Here is a 20,801-nt window from a genome sequence, read left to right as displayed (position 1 = left end):
GCTTAGCCTCCGTGGTTCAACCAGTAAACGGCCATGATGCTGGAACAGAACGACATGAAAACAAGGATGGCCAGCACCAGCTTCATGGCGGCGGGCACAGGCTGCGCCTGCGCCACAACCTCAGAGGGTTTGCCGGGAACAGTCTTGCCGAACCAGTAGAGGAACCAGGCAAAGCTGCCCACGGATTCGATCATGACCAGCACCGTCAGCACCAGCACCAGCCAGTGGGTTGAGCCAAGGGCAAAACCGGTGGTGAAGATGGGGTACTTGCTGAAAAAGCCATTGAGCGGCGGCACGCCGGTGATGGCAAGTGCCGCCACGCAAAAGCCCACGCCCAGCAGAGGCAGGCGTGACAGGATTCCTTGCAACTGGGTGAGGGTACGCGTGCCGCATGTGTAGCTGAGCGCGCCAGCAACAAGGAAAAACAGACTCTTGGCAAAAGCGTGGTTGAAAATGTAGGCGATCGCGCCAAACAACAGCACCGTATTACGCAGAACAGGGTCCGTGCAAAGGGCTGCCAGAGAAATGGCAAAGAAGATGTACGAAAGCTGGGTGATGGTGGAATAGGCCAGCAGACGCTTCATGTCTGTCTGCGGCAGGTACATGATAAAGCCGTAGATAAGGGTTATCACGGCCATGACCATGCCCACCTGACCAACAACCGGGGGAATGTCCCCGGCAGCCATGACGGCGCGGGCAAAGATGAACACGCCCACCTTGACCATGGATGCTGCGTGCAGATAGGCGCTCACCGGGGTGGGCGCTTCCATGGCGTCGGGCAGCCACATGTGCATGGGAATCTGGGCGGACTTGCCCCAGGCCGCAAAGAGTACGCCGCCCACGACGATGATCTTGGCGGTATCGCCAAGCCCGGCAATGCCGGAGAGGGCGAAGGAGCCTGTTTCATGGAACAGCCATGCCGCAGCCACATACAGGCCCAGAGCGCCAAGGTGTGTCACCAGCAGGGCCTTCATGGCAGAGCGCAGCGCCTTGGGTGTCTGGTAGTAACCGATCAGACCCCACGAGCAGCCGCCGGTGATTTCAAAGAACAGCAGCTGGCCAAAGAGGGTGGAGGACAGCGTAAGCCCGGCCATGGCGCCGATAAAGGCCAGCATGATGGCGTAAAAACGGGTAGTGCCTTCGTGCGGATGCTCGCGGTTGCCCTTGGTCAGATAGGCTGTGGAATACAGCACCACCAGAAAACCGAGAAAAACCACGGCAAAGCAGATGAGCGTGCTTACCCTGTCTACGAGTACGCCGAATATTTCCACTGTGTGCCCAGCCCCGCCAAACATGGCGGAATTGTAGCTCACAAGGTTGAATGTGCAGTTTTCGGGCATACCTGCGTTGAAGTATGCCAGGCCAAGGGCCGCGCTGCCTGCCGAAGCGGCAAGGGCAACCACCAGCGCCAGCGCCCGTGCCGCGCGATACGGCAAACAGGCGGCGAGCAACGCGCCGATGAACGGTATCAGGATTGTTGCCAGTGCAATTTTATCCATGACTTCTTCCTCGACGCCCTAGAGCTTGCTGAAGTAAAAGACGAATGCCAGGGCCGCCACGCCGAAACCGGACCAGGTGACGCGCGGGGTCAGCAAAAAGCGCCCGCGTGCAAGGCTGTTTTCGTACAGCGAGGCCAGGACAAAGATGACCAGCAGCTTCAGAACGAATATGACTGTGGCGGTAAGCACGGATACAAGGCTCAGGCTCTCGGGCGTTACATTGCCAAAGGGCAGAAACACGCTGATGAACACGCTGGCCACAACTGCCTGCTTGAACTTCACGCCAAGGCAGACCAGGGCAAGACCGGGGCCGGAATACTCGGTCAGCGGGCCTTCCTGAAGTTCCTGTTCCGCTTCTGGGTAGTCAAAGGGGATCTTGCCCATTTCAATAAACACGGCAAAGGCGCAGGCCACCATGGCCAATGCCGCCGCCGTGGGCATGGATCCGCCCCAGTTCTGGCGGAATATCTCGCTGATGATGCCAAGGTTGGTCGAACCCGCAATAAGGGCCGCCACCAGCAGGGCCAGCATGAGCACAGGCTCCACCAGCACTCCCAGCAGCATCTCACGGCTTGCGCCCATGCCCGCAAAGGGACTGCCGGAATCAAGCCCGGAAAGGGCAAAGAAAAAGCGGTAGAGGGCGAAAAGATACAGCAAGGTTATCAGATCTGCCGCGCTCGCCATCTGGGAGCCGGTCACGATCAGGGGCAGCGTCATGGCAATGGCCGCTGCGCTGGCAATGAGCACAAAGGGCATGATGCGGAAAATGATGCCCGACTGCGCAGGGGCCACTTCCTGCCGGGTCATGAGTTTGGCCAGGTCACGGTAGTCCTGCAACACGCCAGCGGCACCCAGAGGGCCAAGGCGCGAGTGCATTCTGGCCCGGATTTTACGCGAAATGCCGGACAGCAGAGGGGCCAGCAAAAGCAGAAGCAAGGTCTGCGCTGCGGCCAGCAGCAAGGATACCGGCCAGGACAAGGATTGCATGGTGAACATGATTCCCCCTAGGCGGCTTTGATGAGAAGCAGCGCGATAAGCGCGATGATGATATACAGGCAGTAGACGCGGAAATCGCCCTGCTGCAGCCGCTGCACACATACGCCGATTTTTTGTGCGGTGCGGACGATACGGGCAAGAATGCCGTCGTCCCACATGGGCTCCACACGCCGGGCAGTACGGATGACCGAGTCAAGCGCGCGCGACATGGCCGGGGCCGGATCAAGCGCCTGACGAAGGCGGTACAGCCCCGCAAACACGTGGCGCAGACCCTGTGTAAAGCTGCCGGCAGAAAGGGCCATGCGTTCTTCGTAACCATAACCGCAGGCCCAGGGATCGTTTTTGCGGCGCATGGGCAGGCGGTCGGCCTTGCCAGCCATAAAGAGCAGTATGGGTAAAAGCATGCCGCCGAGCAGCAGGAGCATCACCAGCGTGGGCGAAAGCCCTGTGGCGGCATCTGCACCGGGAACAAGCACACCCTGCCGCACGGCCTCAAAGTGCTGCTGGCTTGTGGTGAGTGAGTCGGCCACGGCGCTGATGACAGGGGCCACGCAAGCCGCGCCCACGCCCAGCACCACGCACAGCGCGGCCAGCCCAAGCATGGAAAGCGTCATGGCAGCGGGAACTTCAGTGGCTTCCGCAGCCTTGGCGCTGCGCGCCTGCCCGCAAAAGCTGATGCCGTATACCTTTACAAAGCACATGGCGGCGAGAGCGCCGGTGATGGCCAGCATCACGATTGCCACAGGGCCGGAAAGGCGGGCAATGGCGGACGAATGCTGGCTGATGCTCACAAGGCCCTGATAGGTGTACCATTCACTGACAAAACCATTGAGGGGCGGCAGGGCCGAAATGGCCATGCAGCCAACCAGAAAGGCCAGGGCCGTGCGCGGCATGCGCTTGCCAAGGCCGCCCATCTTTTCCATGTCCTTGGTGTGCACCTTATAGATGATGGCGCCAGCGCCGAGGAACAGCAGGCCCTTGAACACGGCATGGTTCAGCAGGTGATAGAGCGCGCCCAGAAATCCCAGAGCTGCCAGCAGAGGGTTTTTGAGGGCCAGACCCATGAGCCCCACGCCCACGCCCATGAGGATGATGCCCACGTTTTCAACAGTGTGATAGGCAAGCAGACGTTTGATGTCGTGTTCTGCCAAGGCGTACATAACGCCCAGCACGGACGAAACAGCGCCGAAGGTCAGCACCACAACACCCCACCAGACAGGCATATCCACGCCGCCCAGCAGGTCTGCGCCCACCTTGATGATGCCGAACACGCCAATTTTGACCATCACGCCAGACATCATGGCCGAGGCGTGCGAGGGAGCAGCCGGGTGCGCTCTGGGCAGCCAGCCGTGCAGGGGCAGCATGCCCGCCTTTGCGCCGAAGCCGAAAAATGCCAGCAAAAAGGCGACTGAGGCCATGAGAGGCGAAATCTGCGCCTGACGGAAGGCCGCAAAATCAAGACTGTTGTTGGACGTGTGGCAGTACATGATGAAGAACGATGCCATGATCAGCACAGATCCGGCATGGGCGATGAAAAAGTAAAGCAAGCCAGCGCTGACGGCTTCGCTCTCCTGATCGGCAATGACCAGAAAGTAGGAAGACAGCGACATGACTTCAAAAAAGATGATGAAGTAAAAGGCGTTGTCCATGACCATCAGCGCCACCATGGAAGCGATGAAGGTGTTCATGAAAAAGCCCATGGCGGACGCGCCCTTGCCTTCATATTCCCGCACATAGGCAATGGAATAGATGGAAGCGGCAACAGCCAGCAGGGAGATGACGCCCGTCATGAAGGCTCCCAGCATATCCAGCCGCACGGCCAGATGCGCAAAGGGGAACGGCCCCGCGTAAACATGGTTGAGGGCATCTGCACGTTGCAGCAAAAAGGGCAAAACGGCGTACAGCCCAAGTGCGCCGCCAAGCGCGCCAAAGAGACCGTTGATGGTGATGGCGGCCCGCTCGTTGCGGCCCAGCAGCAGGGAAAGCACGCCACCCGCCATGTAGGCCAGAACAGCCCAGAGCAGGATTTCAAGTGGATCATGCATGCTGCACCCCCGACATGGTTATTGCCGCCGGGGCGGCATCATCGCCTTGTTTTTCCTGCTCAAGCGCGGCAACGCGTTTGCTGTTTTGCAGTTCTGCCAGCGTTTTTTCATCCACAAGCTGCAAGGCTGTGGTGGGGCAGGCCTCCACGCAGGCCGGGCGCGAGCGGAAGTAACATTGGTCGCACTTAACGGCGATGGTACGGCGGCCCACATTCCAGGCCAGAAAAGGCGGCATGGAGTAATTGCTGCCCGGAGCGTCGGCCAGTTCTTCTTCCGGCACGTAATGCTCGTATACTTCCGGGTGCCCGGCTGGTCTGTCGGCAGCGGGGGCAATGGCCCCAAAAGGACAGGCAAGGCCGCACAGTTTGCAACCAATGCAGTTGCTTTCGTTGATGTGCACCGAATGCCCCGTGGCCGTGATGGCGTTCACCGGGCAGACTTTGGCGCAGGGCATGTCTTCGCAATGGCGGCAACTCACAGGCGCTGTGCCGTTGCCGTAGCGCATGACCTCCAGCCGGGGCCTGCTGAGCAGCCCTTGCTGCTCATGCGCGAGCGAACATGCCGCCATGCAGGTATTGCAGCCGATGCACTTGACCGGATCCGCAAAAATGAAATGGTTCATAACCTTCCTCGTTACGCAAGGGATCGTGATAATGGCCCCTGTTCAGCAGAATACGTGCCATTATGCACAAACCAAGTATTCATGCGCATTTTGGGGAATATATCTGCCCGCTGCCCGTGCGGCGGGGTCTCCATAAAGCCGTGTTCGACACTTTTGACGAAGGGCTTCGACAGCTTCGACAATTTAGCCGATGGTCGGTGACTGCTTTTGCGGAGCGGGCTTGGTGGCAGCCTGATGGTCGTCGTGCCCGTGCTTCAGGTAGATGAGCCAGTGGAACAGACCCACAAAAACACCGCCGCCAAGGATGTTGCCAAGCGTCACAGGAATGAGATTCTTGAAGATGAAGTTCTGCCAGTTGAGCACAGAGGCGATGTGCGCGGGATCGGCCAGCTTGGCGGCCACTTCGGGAGGCATCATGTTGTTGCAGAGAATGCCGATGGGAATCATGAACATGTTCGCCACGCTGTGCTCGAAACCGCAGGCAATGAAAAGACCCACAGGGAACAGACAGGCGATCATTTTGTCGAACAGCGAGCGCCCGGCGTAGCTCATCCAGACGCCCAGGCAGACCATCAGGTTGCACATGGCACCCAGAAAGACCGCTTCAATAAAGGTGTGGGTGAGTTTGTGCTCTGTGGTGTTGATGTAGAAGATCGCGATGCTGCCGCCGTTTTCCCACGGATGACCGCTCAGCAGGATAAGCGCCACAAGAAAGATGCTGCCCACAAAGTTGCCTGCGTAAACCACGCCCCAGTTGGAAAACATCTGCCCCCAGCTGATCTTGCCGCTGGCACGGGGAATAAGCGTCATGGTCGTGGAGGTGAACAGATCAGCCCCAAGAACAACAACCAGCATGAGGCCCAGGCTGAACACCAGCCCACCGACAATTTTGCCCGCGCCGGTTGCGTTGGCTATGGCGCAATACACAAAACCCAGACCGATAAACACACCTGCCATTATGGCAAGAAGAAAAGCCTTGCGGGCTGGTTTGAGCGCCTTGCCTTCCATGACAACAGCCGCCTTGTCGCACATCTGATAGGGATTCAGCGCCTCGAAGGAGGAAGAGTCAGCCATAGTATTCTCCTTTGCATGGGTAAATTGTTGAGCTTGGGAATTTTTACACATATTGCAAAGTAGATGCCAAATAAATCAAATATATTACAGATAGTTATGCCAATATTTTTTACCCGTAATTTTGGGCAAATGTGTCGAAGCGCACAATTGAGATCGAAGCAAAGGTGCGATCTTGGTTAAGTCTACTATATCAGTATGAAATTCTGTAAAATTGAGGAGTTGGAAATGAGTTTGAGTTGTTTTCCCCAGAAAATTGCAGAAAACTGCTCCGGTTCTGCACGTAAAGGGAGTGTTGATGATGTGAATTTGGGCGCAATTTGGAGAAGGCTTTGTAAGGACGGATGAAAAGGCTAGAGAAGCGGATAACATCGGGGCGGTAAGATTCGCGGAGGGAAATACTGTCTGCTCGATGAGCACAGAATGCTCATTCATTTCAGGGCAGGCAGATCAGGATCCGTGGCGTACAGGGCAATATGCACTGATTATAGGCTGCATGCCTGTCGCCAAAATGGCAGGTGTACCGACGCAGCAGCGCCCTTTACGCAATTGCCAGATCTGCGTAGGCGAGATTGCATTGGGCCTTAGCTCTGGAGGAATACAGGAAACTGACCAGATAACGGCTGGGAACGCGGCTTCGTTGCGAACGTCTGGCTTTGGCGCAGAACCTGACTTGCTGGGGATAGCCATGCATAGAGAGCCAGCGTGTTCGAGGGGGATGTCTGAAGGGGACTGAACGTGGCAGGTGTCAGGGCATCAGCAAAACAGCTCCAGCGTCCTGTAGAAGGCAATAAAAAAGGCGGAACCCGAAGGTTCCGCCTCAAAAGCACGGTATAAACCGAACTTACTTCACTTCGACGGTGGCGCCGGCTTCGGTCAGCTGCTTCTTGGCGTCTTCAGCTTCTTCCTTGGACACGCCTTCCTTCAGGGTAGCGGGGGCGCCGTCAACCTTTTCCTTGGCTTCCTTGAGGCCCAGGCTGGTCAGAGCGCGCACAACCTTGATGACGCCGATCTTGTTGGCGCCAGCTTCCTTCAGGATAACGTCGAACTCGGTCTTTTCTTCAACGGCTTCAGCAGCGGCAGCGGGGGCAGCCATCATCATGGCGGCGGCAGGTGCAGCGGCGGAAACGCCGAACTTTTCTTCGAGTTCCTTGATGAACTCAGAAAGTTCGAGAACGGTCATATTGGAGATAAATTCAACAACTTCTTCTTTGGTAACGGCCATGATAAGTCTCCTGATCTTTGGCTTTAGTGCAAATAATTCGATGGTTGCTTGCTATGCGGCGTTGGATTTCTGATCTTCGATGCCCTTGAGGGCATAAAGCAGACCACGCACCACGTTGGCGAACAGCGAAACAAAGTTGGTGGGCACGGCGTTCATGGTGCCGAGCAACTGACCGAGGAGCTGTTCCCTTCCGGGCAGCTTGGCCAGCGCGTCAATCTGGGCGGCAGTCATAGCCTTGCCGTCCAGGCTGGCGCAGCGAAGCTCAAAGAGCTTGCTTTGCTTGGCAAAATCGCTGAGCGCCTTGGCCACCGCCACGGGGTCATCGAACCCAAAGGCTACGCCGCAGTTATCATGGAAGTTATCCTTGATAGCATTGTGCGTACCGTCGGTCAGAGCAATACGGGCAAGCGTGTTTTTAACGACGAGATATTCGCCGCCTGCATTACGCAGAGAAACGCGCAGGTTCGTCAGCTCTTCCACCGTCATGCCCTTGAAGTCCGTGATAACCGCAAAAGAAGCCTTGTCGGCGCGGGCCTTAACGGCTTCAATAATTACGGCTTTTCCAGACCTGTTCACGTGATACCTCTCACGTTCGGGGTTGCCAGGTGGAATGCCGAGCCAAAGAAGAAGTGTCTGGACAGGGTATTAAGAGCTTGCGCCCACCTGTCGTCTTCGACTCGAATTCCGTATCCTTAGACAGATTGTGGGCGCACTGACATACAGCGCGCCCACAGCCTTGAGAGCTTAGCCCTCAAGAAATTTTTTAACCTGAGTCATGTCAACCTTGAAGCCAGGGCCCATGGTGGTGGACACTGCCATGGAGAGCATGTAGCTGCCCTTGGCGGCGGAAGGCTTAAGGCGGTTCACGGCGTCAAGCAGGGCCTTGAGGTTGCCCAGAATTTTTTCGGGGCCAAAGGAAACCTTGCCAAGGGGGGCATGCAGCACGCCAGCCTTGTCAACCTTGAAGTCCACGCGACCGGCCTTAAGTTCGGTAACGGCCTTGGTCACATCAAAGGTGACGGAGCCGGTCTTGGCGTTGGGCATAAGGCCACGGGGTCCAAGCACGCGACCGATCTGGCCCACAAGAGCCATGACATCGGGGGTAGCAACGGCGGCGTCAAATTCGAGCCAGCCTTCCTTGACCTTGGCGACCAGGTCTTCGGCACCCACAACGTCTGCACCGGCTTCGCGGGCTTCCGCCTGCTTTTCGCCCTTACAGAACACGGCCACGCGAACGGTCTTGCCAAGCCCGTGGGGCAGGGTCACAGCGCCGCGAACCATCTGGTCAGAATATTTGGGGTCAACGCCGAGGCGCACGGCCACGTCAACAGTTTCGTCAAATTTGGCAAAGGAAGCGCCAAGCGATTTGCTGACGGCGTCTTCAATGCTGAAGCGTTCCTGAAGGTTGCTACCTTCAAGCGCCTTGCGGAAATTCTTGCCATGTCTGGGCATGAGATAATCCTTTCGTTTTGCATCTCCTGCCGAACTTTGTCTTGCGCAAAGGCGGCAGTACAATTGATTTCAACGATGGCTGCATAGCGTTTAAAAGCAATCGCAGCCGTAAGACCAATGTGCCGTATATGCAACGAGCGCCCTTGGGCGCTCACGGCTTTGATAGGGCCTTACTTAACGTCAATGCCCATGCTGCGAGCGGTACCAGCAATGGACTTCACCGCAGATTCAATGCTGGCAGCATTCAGATCGGGCAGCTTCAGCTTGGCGATTTCTTCAATCTGCGCCATGCTCAGGCTACCAACCTTGTTACGGTTGGGTTCGCCGGAACCCTTTTCGATCTTGGCGGCTTTCATGATCAGCACCGAGGCCGGAGGGGTCTTGGTGATGAAGGTGAAAGAGCGGTCGGCGTACACGGTGATGACCACAGGAATGATCGTGCCCTTCTGTTCCATGGTGCGGGCATTGAATTCCTTGCAGAAACCCATGATGTTCAGGCCGTGCTGACCGAGGGCAGGACCAACCGGCGGCGAGGGGTTAGCCGCGCCAGCGGGGATCTGCAGTTTGATTTTGGCAACTTCTTTCTTGGCCATTTGAGTTATCCTTCATCGCTGCTCGCGCAGTTCAAGGCAAAGCCCTGTCGCGCGGGGGGCAAGTCATTAACCTTTGGATACCTGCACGAAATCCAGTTCCACAGGGGTCTGACGACCAAAAATGGAAACGGAAACGCGCAGTTTCCCCTTGTCGTAGTTGACGTCTTCCACAACGCCATTGAAGCCGCCAAACGGCCCTTCAATAACGCGTACTTCGTCGCCGCGGTCAAAGTTGAACTTGGGCCTTGGCGTTTCCTGGCGAGACTCCATCAGGGTGAGAATGCGCTGTGCTTCACTCTCACGCATTGGGGTAGGACGGTTTTTGCCGCCCACAAAGCCGGTGACCTTGGGGATGGACTGTACCAGATGCCAGGAAAGATCCGTCATGGTCATACGTACCATGACATACCCGGGATAGAACTTGCGAGTAGAGGTGCGCTGCTGTCCACCCTTGGTAGGTTCAATAACCTTTTCAGTGGGAACAACAACTTCCTCAATAAGCCCTTCATCCTGCCCGGTGCGGCGCAACTCGTTAATGGTCTTCTGCACACGCTGCTCGAAACCCGAGTAGGTGTGCACGATGTACCAGCGAGCTTTTTTGCAGAGCTCGGAAGTTTCGTCGATAACAGGGTCTTTCATATCGGCCTTCAGGACAATAGGGTCTTGATCAGGGAAGACAGACCAAAGTCCACCAGCCCCAGGATGACAGCCATCACGGCTACAAAGCCCAAAACGGCCAAGGTGGCTTTGCGCGTTTCCTGCAACGTAGGCCAGGTGACCTTGCGCAATTCGGCCTTGGCGTCCTCAACGTAGCGAGTAAACCGTACGACAGGGTTCGGGCCTTTGTCCGCCTTAAGGTCGGCAGCTTGAGCTTGTTTTTTTGCCATGGTGTAATCCGGAGATAAAAAATGGCAGGGCAGGAGGGATTCGAACCCCCAACATGCGGTTTTGGAGACCGCCGCTCTAGCCGTTAGAGCTACTGCCCTGCACACCGTCCGGGGGGCTTATCGCCCCCCGGCGGAAGTTTATTTTACCTGGTTTCGCGATGCACTGTGTGCTTCTTATCCCAGGGACAATACTTTTTCATTTCCAGCCGACCGGTAGTGTTTTTCTTGTTCTTCCGGGTGCTGTAGTTGCGGCGCTTGCACTCAGTGCAGGCCAGTATGATATTAACTCGCATATGCTACTCGATGATTTCGGTCACCACACCGGAGCCAACGGTGCGGCCACCTTCGCGGATGGCGAAGCGCAGACCGGATTCCATGGCGATGGGGGCGATGAGTTCAACGATGAACTGGGAGTTATCGCCAGGCATAACCATTTCCACGCCTTCGGGCAGGTTGATGATGCCGGTGATGTCAGTGGTACGGAAGTAGAACTGAGGACGATAGCCAGAGAAGAACGGGGTATGACGGCCACCTTCTTCCTTGGAGAGAACGTACACTTCAGCCTTGAACTTCTTGTGGGGCGTGATGCTCTTGGGAGCGGCAAGAACCTGGCCGCGTTCCACGTCGTCACGCTTGGTGCCGCGAAGCAGGGCGCCGATGTTGTCGCCAGCCTGACCCTGGTCAAGCAGCTTGCGGAACATTTCAACGCCGGTGCAGGTGGTCTTCTGGGTGGGCTTGATACCCACGATTTCCACTTCGTCGCTGACCTTCAGAATACCGCGTTCCACACGACCGGTAACAACGGTACCACGGCCGGAGATGGAGAACACGTCTTCGATGGGCATCAGGAAGGGCTTGTCGATGTCGCGTTCCGGTTCGGGAATGAAGTCGTCGCAAGCCTGCAGAAGGTCAAGAATGCACTTGGCTTCGGGCGCGTCGGGGTTGTCGCATTCCAGAGCCTTGAGGGCGGAACCGCGGATAACCGGAACGTCATCGCCGGGGAAGTCGTAGCTGGAGAGCAGTTCGCGAACTTCGAGTTCCACGAGTTCCAGCAGTTCTTCGTCGTCAACCAGATCGCACTTGTTCAGGAACACCACGAGCTGGGGCACGCCGACCTGACGGGCAAGCAGGATGTGTTCACGGGTCTGGGGCATGGGGCCGTCAGTGGCGGCCACAACGATGATACCGCCGTCCATCTGGGCAGCGCCGGTGATCATGTTCTTGATGTAGTCGGCGTGGCCGGGGCAGTCAACGTGGGCGTAGTGACGGGTAGCGGTTTCATATTCCACGTGTGCGGTGGAAATAGTGATGCCGCGTTCCTTTTCTTCGGGGGCCTTGTCGATTTCGTCATACGAAATGAACTTGCCCGAGCCCTTCAGGCCGGCGATCTTGGTGATGGCGGCGGTGAGGGTGGTCTTGCCATGGTCGATGTGGCCGATGGTGCCGATGTTTACATGGGGCTTTTTGCGTTCAAATTTTTCCTTGCCCATTGTACGTCTCCCTGGAGAAAAAAATGTTTGCGTTTTACCTGCGTTACTAAATTCGTTTTGAATTCTTAGAGCTGTAACGCCTGCTCCTCGCGTAACGGCTGCGGCAGTGGGAAGTTCCGTTGGGCGGCCCGCTATCCGCATTCAGTCCCTGGACACCAGGGAACGTGCATTGGCGGACAAGGTGACTGAGGGGGAGGCGGAATCAGGCAGGATTTTGGAGCGGGAAACGGGATTCGAACCCGCAACCCTCAGCTTGGAAGGCTGATGCTCTAGCCGTTGAGCTATTCCCGCACGCTACCGTAGTTCCCCGACAGGCGTCCTGTCTCCTACAGCCAAGGCAGTTTATTCAAACCAGCCACCAACCGTCCAGTATTTGGCGACGGAAAAGTGGTGGTGGAGGGGGGTGGATTTGAACCACCGAAGTCTTACGACGACAGATTTACAGTCTGTTCCCTTTGGCCACTCGGGAACCCCTCCACTCTTGCCGAAAAGTCGGAAAGTCCGATCTTCGTTCAGCTTCTTGTGGAGCTGGCGATGGGACTCGAACCCGCAACCTGCTGATTACAAATCAGCTGCTCTGCCAGTTGAGCTACGCCAGCGGCAACACAGCTTATTAGCGATTTTCAATTTGCTTTGCAAGCAAAATTTTCGCTTTGGCTCAATTTTTTTCAAATTATAGTGAGCCGTGCTGCTTTTTACCATTTTTCGCGCCTTTGCGCGGAAACGATTTGGCCTTATAGCCCTTTCCTCGCTAATGTGCAACGGTTTAATTGGGCAATATCCCGTTTATTTTCAATTTTTTTGAAAATTCCTGTGGCCGTCAGCATTTCTCGCACGGCATCCGCCTGATTTGCGCCGTGCTCCAGCAAAACCCAACCGCCATTTTGTAGTGCAAGCGCGGCTGCATCCACTCCTGCTTTTAGGTGGAGCAGGCCGTTGTTTTCAGAGAACAGGGCGCTGTGCGGTTCGTTGTGCAGCACTTCATCCATGACCATGTGCCGCTCGGCATCCGCTATATATGGAGGGTTGCTCACAAGCAGGCGCAGTGATTCCGCCTTGAGCGGCGGGGTGCGCATGTCTGCCCGCAGCGCCGTAATCCTGCTGCCCACACTGTGCCTCTCCGCATTCTGCGTGGCAACCGCAATGGCATTGGGGCAGATATCCAGCAGTATGCCGTTCCAGTCGGAGCGCTCCGCCGCCAGAGTGATGCCGATGCAGCCAGTGCCAGTGCCCAGATCCGCAAAACTGAGGCGCTCTTCCGGCAGTAGCTCCAGAGCATTGTCCACAATGAGTTCCGTTTCTGGTCTGGGAATGAGGGTGTGCTGCGTAACAACAAAGTCGCGGCCATAAAATTCTTTGCGCCCGATGATCTGGGCCAGAGGTTGCCCTGTGGCCCGGCGGGCCACCAGCGCCTGAAACACATTCTCTTCACTAGCCGTCAACTCCCGCCCTGTCTCCAGAATGCAAAACAGGCGGGCGGAGCCGGAAGGATCGCCCTTGAGCGTCTCGCGCGCCAGCACTTCTGCGCAAAGGCGGGGGCTGTCCACCCCCGCCTTTGTCAGTTGCTCTGTCGCGTTATCTATATATTGCTTGAGGCGCACGAATGTCAGGCTCCAGCTTCCGCAGGCCGCTTGGGTTTTCTTGCGCCAGCGCTTTTGCCTGTTTCCGCACTCTTGGCAGCAACGCCCGTGGATTCTTCCACCTTGCTTTTGCCGCCCTTGCCCGTTGTGGAGCTGCCGCGCCCGCCCTTGGTTTCAAACACGATGGGCAGCAGCTCGTCATAATGGTGCACAGGGTGCACGGTGATACGCTTGAGCAGTTCCTTGGGCACATCCTCTAGGTCTTTGACGTTCTGGTGCGGGATAACCACATGCTTGAGGCCGCGCGCCACGCCCGCCAGGATTTTTTCCTTGATGCCGCCCACGGGCAGCACCCGGCCTTGCAGGGTTATCTCGCCGGTCATGCAGAGGTCTGCACGCACACGCCGTCCGCTCAGGGCGGAGATGAGGGCCGTGGTCAGCGTAACGCCAGCCGAGGGGCCGTCCTTGGGCGTCGCGCCCGCAGGCACGTGTACGTGCAGGTCGTATTGCGACACAAAGCCGGGGTCAACGCCAAGGTCTTCCGCACGGCTGCGGATGTAGCTCAAGGCCGCCTGGGCGCTTTCCTTCATCACATCGCCAAGCTGTCCGGTGAGGGTGAGGCCGCCCTTGCCCTTCATGACAGTGGCTTCAACTGTCAGCACTTCGCCGCCAGCGGGCGTCCAGGCCAGGCCCAGAGCCATGCCGGGCATGAGCTTCTTTTCCTTTTCGTCTTCAATAAAGCGGGGCGCGCCCAGCAGCTTTTCCACATCGGCCACGTCAACCATAAAGGGCGGTTTTTTGCCCTCGGCCTTGCGTCGGGCCAGTTTGCGGCAAATGGAGGAAAGCTCGCGTTCAAGGTTGCGCAGCCCGGCCTCGCGCGTGTATTCGCGAATGATCTTTTCCAGGGCTTCTTCCGTCAGTTCCACATCCTTGGGGGCAAGGCCGTTGTCTTCCACCTTCTTGGGCAGCAGATGCTTGCGGGCGATCTGTGCCTTTTCCTGCAAGGTGTAGCCGGGCAGGGAAATGACTTCCATACGGTCGCGCAGGGCCGCCGGGATGGTTTCCAGATGGTTGGCCGTGCAGAGGAACATCACCTTTGAAAGATCAAAGGGCACGTTCAGGTAGTGGTCGCTGAAGGTGTAGTTCTGTTCCGGGTCAAGCACTTCCAGCAGGGCGGACGAAGGATCGCCCCTGAAATCCGCGCCCAGCTTGTCCACTTCGTCCAGCACGATAACGGGGTTGCGCGTGCCCGCCTGCTTGAGGGCCTGAATGATGCGCCCTGGCATGGCGCCGATGTAAGTACGCCGATGCCCGCGAATTTCCGCCTCATCATGCATGCCGCCCAGCGAAAGCCGCTGGAATTTGCGGCCCAGCGCCCGCGCAATGGAGCGCCCAAGCGAGGTTTTGCCCACGCCGGGAGGGCCCGCAAAGCAAAGAATAGGCCCCTTGGACTGTGGATTGAGCTTGCGCACGCTCAGGAATTCAAGGATACGGTCCTTGATTTTATCGAGCCCGCAGTGGTCTTCGTCAAGAATTTCCTTGGCATGGACAATATCCAGCCTGTCGCGCGAAAGTTTTTTCCACGGCAGTTCCACCAGCCAGTCAAGGTAGGTACGCACCACGTTGGCCTCGGAGGAATCAGCGTGCATGCCCGATAGGCGGCGCAACTGCTTGTCAGCTTCCTTGCGCACGTCCTTGGGCAGGCCTGCTTTTTCAAGGGCCTGCTTGAGGTTATCAAGGTCTTCCTCTCCGTCTTCGTCCTTGTCGCCAAGTTCTGTGCGGATAGCCTTGAGCTGCTCGCGCAGAAAGTAATCCTTCTGCGCCTTGTCCATGCCCTCGCGGGCCGAACTCTGGATGCGCGCCTGCACGGTGGCGACTTCAACCTCGCGCTGCAACTGGGTGTTGACAAGCATGAGGCGGTCAATGGGATTCTCCGCCTCGAGAATACGCTGTGCATCGGCGGTTTTCATGCGCATGTTGGCGGCGATGAGGTCGGCCAGGCGGCCCGGATCGTCCACGCCCTGCAAAACTGCAAGCACGTCTGGCGAAGAAAGACCGCGCAAGGTCAGTACTTTTTCGCTCTGCTCGCGCACGGAGCGCAGCAGGGCCTCCACAGTGGCGTCCACCACGGGGATTTGCTCGGGCAGGGTTTCGATACGCGCTTCAAGGAAGGGCTCCACCTGGCGGTAGCCCGTAACCCGAGCGCGGCTGACGCCCTGCACAAGAATTTTCACCCGCGAATCGGGCATCTTGAGCATGCGCATGACCTGTACCACCGTGCCGACCTCGTAGAGGTCTTCCGGCTTGGGGTCTTCGGTGGCTTCTTCTTTCTGCGCGCACACAAGCAGATGCCGCCCGTTCTTCAGGGCAGCGTCCACGGCCTGCACGGATTTGTCGCGCCCGATGAAGAGCGGCAGGATCATATAATTGAAGATAACCACGTCTCGAACGGGCAACACGGGCAGCGTGTCAGGAATGCTCTGCGCCGCCGTATTGAGGCTGCCCTCGTGATCCAGCGTTTCTGGCGCGTTCATTTCCGATTTGTCCGTTTCGCTGTCGATGGCAGGTTCTGCCTCAGCGGGCCCTTCCTGATGCAGCAAAATGTCTTTTTCATTGATGTCAGCCATATATATTCTCCCCGACTGCTTTCGATTCAAATGCGTTGCGATTGCGTTATGCTGTAGCAGTCTCCATCCGTAACGATGACGTGATCCAGAAAGCGCAGCCCCATACGGGGCGCCAGTCTTTGCAGTTCTTCTGTCAGCAGGCGGTCTTCCTGCGAAGGCCCCGGATTGCCGCCGGGGTGGTTGTGCACCAAGATTATGCCGCTTGCCTTTCGGAACAGGGCCGCTTCAAGAACGTCCCTTGGGTAGATTGAAACTTCTGCAATGCCGCCTCTGCGCAGGCGCTCCCAGGCCATGAGGCGGTTGCGCCTGTCTACCAGCGCCAGCCAGCATTCCTCGTGGGGGCTTGTGCCAAGCCGGGCCTGCGCCATGCGGGCCACGGCCTCCGGGGTTGCCAGAACTTCCTTTTGCCGCAGATCTGCTGCGGCGTAGCGCGCCCGCGTTTCGCCCAAAACACGCCATAAGGCGAGCAATCCCGGCCCGAAACCGGGCACCTGCAAGAGTTCGTCTGGCCTTGCGTCCAGCGCACCTCGAATGCTGCCAAACTTCTGTATCAGTTCCTTGGCGAGGGGCTTTGTGTCCTTGCGCGTCAGGCCATATCCCAGAAGCAGCTCCAGCACTTCATAATCCGCCACTGCCGTGGGTTCCAGTTCCAGTCTTTGCCGCAGCCGCTCACGATGCCCGAGGCTTGTGGGCGGGGTGGATGTTGGCTTTGCTGTCATAAAATAAGCAGTCTTGGAGGTTGCGCAAGGGGGCGGGCGGATAAAGGCGCATGCATTCCCGCAAATCCTTTGCCGTTTTTTACGTGAGCGAACATGATAAAAGCGGGCCGCAACGGAATATGGGCCGCAATGGTTGCATTTGCTCCGTCCATGGCTGGCGCGGCGATGTTCTGCCTGCGGCTTTACGTCAGGCGCGGGTGCGGCCTGCGGCAAACAGGTCTGTCATACGTGCCGCAAGGTAGTCCAGGCTCTGGCTTGGCGATCGGCGGCCGCTCTTTACCTGCAACTCCGCATCCATAACAGTGGACATGCACTCCGCAAGCACCGAGGGGCCGAGTCGGGTTGCCAACTGCTTTTTAAAGGAGGCCTCGTTGGGATGCACGCGCACCTTTTCGCCCGCCCACAGTTGCCAGAGCAGGCGCAGTTCGCGCGCCAGCAGGGCCAGCAAAGAAAACAGCAGGCTGTCTCCGTCCTGACTGCGGGAAAGTTCCTTCCACACGGCGGTGAGGTTGCCTGCCTCCATGTGCCGGATGCAGTCAAAGACATTGCACTCTGGATTCCACGAAGCCGTGGCAGTCATGGCCAGGGTAATGGTGCCCTGGTCGGGAAGGTGATCCGCCCCGTGAGAATCTGCCTGTGATTTTTCCCGGGCAACATCCTGCGCGGTATTGCGCAGCAGTTGCAGCTTGATCAACTCGTTTTCAATGGCCAAGGCATCGGGCGGCACAGATGCGCAGAACTGCTCCAGTGCGTCCTGTTCAAAGCGCAGCCCCATTTCGTGGGAGCGTTGCAGCACGTGCTTTTTGACCGCCCTTTCGTTCAGGCCGTCCTGCCGCCATATCCAGCCTTGCTGATCGGCAAAGGCCATGCAGCGCAGCTTGGCAATGTGCGCGGGAATCTTTGGCTGGCCTTTGTCCCAGGCCACTTCCATACAAAAAAAAGGCCAGCATTGTTCCGAGGGCCGGGCCAGCGCATGCGATACCTTTTTCCACACCGCTGCGGGCCACAGGTTGGCCTGCCGCACCACCAGCACACGCGGCGCGCCGAACAGGCCTTGCAGGGTGAGCTGCTCCCAGAAGCGCGGCGAGGGTTCCTCGTCGCCCCAGTAGACGTGCCGTTCCCATTGCCCGCTGGCGGGCGGAAAGGAAGAAAGCAGCTGCTCCATGCGCGCGCGCAGCAACTGCCCGTCAGGGCATACAAGAAAACTGAATCCTGGATGTGCCGCGCTCATGATGTTCCATGGTTCTGAAAATTGATAAAAAAAAGACTGCCGTAGCAGCCTCGGAATAAAACCCGTCCGGAATAAATTCCGCCTTGGAATAAATCCCGTAAATCCAGGTTCGTCATCTGGTGAAACTGCCAACGCTGTCAGTATAGGTACAAAAGGGGGAACGGGGAAGGGGTATACAGGCGGAAGGGGCGTTTTTCATCTGCGAAAAACAGCCCCTTCCGCCATGATAATCAATTAGTTGGCAACGATGTTGACCAGTTTTCCGGGAACCACCACCACCTTGCGGACTGTCAGGCCGTCAATGTGGCGCTGCACGGAGGAATCAGCAAGGGCGGCCTGTTCCATGGCGACTTTGTCCGCCGCTGCAGGAATCTGCACTGTGCCGCGCAGCTTGCCGTTGACCTGAAGGGCCACGGTGAGCATATCCTGAACGGTAGCGGCATCGTCCCACTTGGGCAGAAGCTCGCTGGCAAGCTGGGTGCCATGCCCCAGGTGCTGCCACAGCTCTTCGCAAACATGGGGCGTGATGGGCGAAAGCAACGTGAGCACGGAAGCCATGGCCGAAGAGAACACGCGGCGGTCGCCTTCAGTGACGCCGAGCTTTTCGCGCGAAAGATACATGGCGTTGACCAGTTCCATGACGGCGGCAATGGCCGTATTGAACTGGAAGCGGTCGCCCATGTCTTCGCTGCATTTCTTGACCGTAAGGTGTTCGCGGCGGCGCAGGTCGCGGGCTTCCTCGCTCTGAGCGTCCTCAGCCGTGGACTGGCAGGCCTTGAGGGGCAACAGACGATCCTTTTCTTCATCAAAAAGACGCCACACCCGGCCAATAAAGCGCGATGCGCCTTCAATGCCGGAATCCGACCAGTCAAAGTCGCGTTCAGCGGGCGCGGCAAAGAGGCAGAACAGGCGCACCGTATCCGCGCCGTACTTGGCGATCATGTCAGAAGGCGCAACCACGTTGCCCTTGGATTTGGACATCTTGCTGCCGTCTTTCAGCACCATGCCCTGGGTGAGCAGGTTGGCGAAAGGCTCGTTGAGCTCGGCAGGAAAAAAGCCCAGATCGCGAAGCACCTTGGTGAAAAAACGCGAGTAGAGCAGATGCAGAATGGCGTGCTCCACGCCGCCGATGTACTGGTCAACGGGCAGCCAGTACTTGAGGGCCTCCGCGTCAAAGGGGCCGTCTTCCTTGCGGGCGCTGGTGTAGCGGGCGAAGTACCACGAGGATTCCACAAAGGTATCCATGGTATCGGTTTCACGCCGGGCTGTTCCGCCGCACTTGGGGCAGGTGCACGAGGCGAATTCCGGCGTTTCCGGCAGGGGAGAGCGCCCGTCTTCGCGGATTTTTACGTCCATGGGCAGCAGCACGGGCAGGTTTTCTTCCTTTTCAGGCACCACGCCGCACTTGTCGCAGTAAATAACGGGGATGGGCGCGCCCCAGTAGCGCTGGCGCGAAATGTTCCAGTCGCGCAGGCGGAACTGCGTGGTGGCCTTGCCTTTACCTTCCTTTTCCAGCGCCTGAGCCACGGCCTTTTTGCCGTCTTCGTTGGCGGTGCCGTCAAATGAGCCGGAATTAACCATGAAACCTTCAGCGGTGTAGGCTTCGGTCATGGTTTCAGGAGCAATCTGCTCATCCTTGGGGCTGATGACCACGCGCACGGGCAGGCCGTATTTGCGGGCAAATTCAAAATCGCGTTGGTCGTGGGCGGGCACGCCCATGACCGCGCCCGTGCCGTAATCAGCCAGAACAAAGTTGCCCAGCCACAGCGGCACGCGCTGCCCGGTAAAGGGATGCACGGCGTAGGCACCAGTGAAGATGCCTTCTTTTTCCAGCGAATCAGACTGGCGGTCGATGCGGTCCATATTGCGGATGCGCTCCACAAAGGCGCGCACTTCATCGGCTTTTTCGTAGCCTTCAATGAGCTTTTCCACCAGCGGGTGCTCGGGGGCCAGCGTCATGAAGGTCACGCCAAAGAGCGTGTCGGGCCGCGTGGTGAACACGTCTATGCCCGTGACGCCTTCTGCCTTGAGAGCCGGGTTTTCCAGACCAAAAGTGATGGCCGCGCCTATGGATTTGCCAATCCAGTTCCGCTGCATGGCAATAACTCGGTCGGGCCAGTCGCCTTCAAGGCTTTGCAGGTCTTGCAGCAGTTCATCGCCGTAGGCAGTGATCTTGAGGAACCACTGGGTCAGATCCTTCTGCTCCACGCGGCTGTCGCAGCGCCAGCAAAGGCCATCGACTACCTGCTCGTTGGCGAGAACCGTGTGGCACGAGGGGCACCAGTTCTGCGCTGCCTTTTTGCGGTACACGAGCCCTTTTTCCAGCAGGCGCAGAAAGAACATCTGCTCCCAGCGGTAGTACTCGGGGCGGCAGGTGGCGATCTCGCGATCCCAGTCGTATGAATATCCCAGACGTTTCTGCTGCGCCCGCATGTTGTCAATGTTGGCGTAGGTCCACTTGGCGGGATGGGTATTGTTTTTGATGGCCGCGTTTTCCGCAGGCAGGCCAAAGGCGTCCCACCCCATTGGGTGCAGCACGTTGAAGCCCTGCATGCGCTTGCTGCGCGCCACCACATCGCCAATGGCGTAGTTGCGCACATGGCCCATATGGATATTGCCCGAAGGATAGGGGAACATTTCAAGCACGTAATACTTGGGCTTGTTGCTCTTGTGGGTGCAGGCAAAAGCGTTTTCGGCCTGCCAGCGAGACTGCCACTTTTCTTCGATAGCTTGCGGATTATAGCGTTCGTGCGTCATGGGGCTT

Annotated in this window: 18 protein-coding genes and 4 tRNA genes; all 22 read right to left on the bottom strand. The window is 57.8% G+C overall.

Annotated features, from left to right (window positions below):
* Positions 1-2: 2 nt before the first annotated feature.
* The 22 genes from JMF94_RS08900 to leuS all read right to left on the bottom strand — a co-directional run bounded on the left by JMF94_RS08900 (position 3) and on the right by leuS (position 20,794).
* The gene (locus tag JMF94_RS08900; protein ID WP_240824751.1) at positions 3-1,499 is read right to left on the bottom strand and encodes a hydrogenase 4 subunit D; all 1,497 of its coding nucleotides are present in this window, start codon (positions 1,497-1,499) and stop codon (positions 3-5) included.
* Positions 1,500-1,517: 18 nt separating this feature from the next.
* The gene (locus tag JMF94_RS08895; RefSeq protein WP_276612869.1) at positions 1,518-2,495 is read right to left on the bottom strand and encodes an NADH-quinone oxidoreductase subunit H; all 978 of its coding nucleotides are present in this window, start codon (positions 2,493-2,495) and stop codon (positions 1,518-1,520) included.
* Positions 2,496-2,503: 8 nt separating this feature from the next.
* On the bottom strand, positions 2,504-4,540 hold the full coding sequence (gene hyfB / locus JMF94_RS08890) for a hydrogenase 4 subunit B (RefSeq protein WP_240824750.1): 2,037 nt from the start codon (positions 4,538-4,540) through the stop codon (positions 2,504-2,506).
* On the bottom strand, positions 4,533-5,162 hold the full coding sequence (locus tag JMF94_RS08885) for a 4Fe-4S dicluster domain-containing protein (protein WP_240824749.1): 630 nt from the start codon (positions 5,160-5,162) through the stop codon (positions 4,533-4,535). The genes hyfB and JMF94_RS08885 overlap by 8 nt, the downstream gene beginning before the upstream one ends.
* A 183-nt stretch (positions 5,163-5,345) precedes the next feature.
* Positions 5,346-6,236 (bottom strand): formate transporter FocA, encoded by an 891-nt coding sequence (gene focA, locus JMF94_RS08880; protein ID WP_240824748.1) that lies wholly within the window; start codon positions 6,234-6,236, stop codon positions 5,346-5,348.
* Positions 6,237-7,077: 841 nt separating this feature from the next.
* Complete coding sequence (rplL, locus tag JMF94_RS08875; RefSeq protein ID WP_240824747.1) at positions 7,078-7,458, bottom strand: 50S ribosomal protein L7/L12; 381 nt, start codon at positions 7,456-7,458, stop codon at positions 7,078-7,080.
* 51 nt (positions 7,459-7,509) lie between these two features.
* The gene (gene rplJ / locus JMF94_RS08870) at positions 7,510-8,034 is read right to left on the bottom strand and encodes a 50S ribosomal protein L10 (RefSeq protein WP_022658432.1); all 525 of its coding nucleotides are present in this window, start codon (positions 8,032-8,034) and stop codon (positions 7,510-7,512) included.
* Positions 8,035-8,202: 168 nt separating this feature from the next.
* Positions 8,203-8,910 (bottom strand): 50S ribosomal protein L1, encoded by a 708-nt coding sequence (gene rplA / locus JMF94_RS08865; RefSeq protein WP_240824746.1) that lies wholly within the window; start codon positions 8,908-8,910, stop codon positions 8,203-8,205.
* 170 nt (positions 8,911-9,080) lie between these two features.
* On the bottom strand, positions 9,081-9,503 hold the full coding sequence (gene rplK, locus JMF94_RS08860) for a 50S ribosomal protein L11 (protein ID WP_022658434.1): 423 nt from the start codon (positions 9,501-9,503) through the stop codon (positions 9,081-9,083).
* Positions 9,504-9,569: 66 nt separating this feature from the next.
* The gene (gene nusG, locus JMF94_RS08855; protein WP_240824745.1) at positions 9,570-10,142 is read right to left on the bottom strand and encodes a transcription termination/antitermination protein NusG; all 573 of its coding nucleotides are present in this window, start codon (positions 10,140-10,142) and stop codon (positions 9,570-9,572) included.
* Positions 10,143-10,150: 8 nt separating this feature from the next.
* The gene (gene secE / locus JMF94_RS08850; protein WP_022658436.1) at positions 10,151-10,390 is read right to left on the bottom strand and encodes a preprotein translocase subunit SecE; all 240 of its coding nucleotides are present in this window, start codon (positions 10,388-10,390) and stop codon (positions 10,151-10,153) included.
* A 22-nt stretch (positions 10,391-10,412) separates the two neighbouring features.
* A tRNA-Trp gene (locus JMF94_RS08845) sits at positions 10,413-10,489 on the bottom strand.
* Positions 10,490-10,533: 44 nt separating this feature from the next.
* The gene (gene rpmG / locus JMF94_RS08840; protein ID WP_008684737.1) at positions 10,534-10,683 is read right to left on the bottom strand and encodes a 50S ribosomal protein L33; all 150 of its coding nucleotides are present in this window, start codon (positions 10,681-10,683) and stop codon (positions 10,534-10,536) included.
* Positions 10,684-10,686: 3 nt separating this feature from the next.
* Entirely contained in the window at positions 10,687-11,880 is a 1,194-nt protein-coding gene (gene tuf / locus JMF94_RS08835) for an elongation factor Tu (RefSeq protein ID WP_240824744.1), read from the bottom strand.
* Between the two features lie 215 nt (positions 11,881-12,095).
* Positions 12,096-12,171: transfer RNA gene (locus JMF94_RS08830), tRNA-Gly, on the bottom strand.
* A gap of 100 nt (positions 12,172-12,271) precedes the next feature.
* Positions 12,272-12,357: transfer RNA gene (locus JMF94_RS08825), tRNA-Tyr, on the bottom strand.
* 46 nt (positions 12,358-12,403) lie between these two features.
* A tRNA-Thr gene (locus JMF94_RS08820) sits at positions 12,404-12,479 on the bottom strand.
* Between the two features lie 135 nt (positions 12,480-12,614).
* On the bottom strand, positions 12,615-13,481 hold the full coding sequence (prmC, locus tag JMF94_RS08815) for a peptide chain release factor N(5)-glutamine methyltransferase (RefSeq protein ID WP_240824743.1): 867 nt from the start codon (positions 13,479-13,481) through the stop codon (positions 12,615-12,617).
* Between the two features lie 5 nt (positions 13,482-13,486).
* Positions 13,487-15,994 carry an endopeptidase La gene (lon, locus tag JMF94_RS08810; RefSeq protein ID WP_240824822.1) on the bottom strand — a complete coding sequence of 836 codons (2,508 nt, stop codon included), beginning with the start codon at positions 15,992-15,994 and terminating at the stop codon, positions 13,487-13,489.
* Positions 15,995-16,113: 119 nt separating this feature from the next.
* A complete protein-coding gene (gene radC, locus JMF94_RS08805; protein ID WP_240824742.1) occupies positions 16,114-16,806 on the bottom strand; it encodes a DNA repair protein RadC in 693 nt (230 codons plus the stop codon).
* Positions 16,807-16,993: 187 nt separating this feature from the next.
* A complete protein-coding gene (locus tag JMF94_RS08800; protein ID WP_240824741.1) occupies positions 16,994-18,037 on the bottom strand; it encodes a DNA polymerase III subunit delta in 1,044 nt (347 codons plus the stop codon).
* Positions 18,038-18,271: 234 nt separating this feature from the next.
* Entirely contained in the window at positions 18,272-20,794 is a 2,523-nt protein-coding gene (gene leuS / locus JMF94_RS08795) for a leucine--tRNA ligase (RefSeq protein WP_240824740.1), read from the bottom strand.
* Positions 20,795-20,801 lie beyond the last annotated feature (7 nt).

Origin of the sequence: Desulfovibrio sp. UIB00, from assembly GCF_022508225.1 — a bacterium.
Classification (GTDB): Bacteria; Desulfobacterota; Desulfovibrionia; order Desulfovibrionales; family Desulfovibrionaceae; genus Desulfovibrio.
Note: the sequence above shows the minus strand (reverse complement) of the source record. Positions and strands in the feature narration are given on the sequence as shown.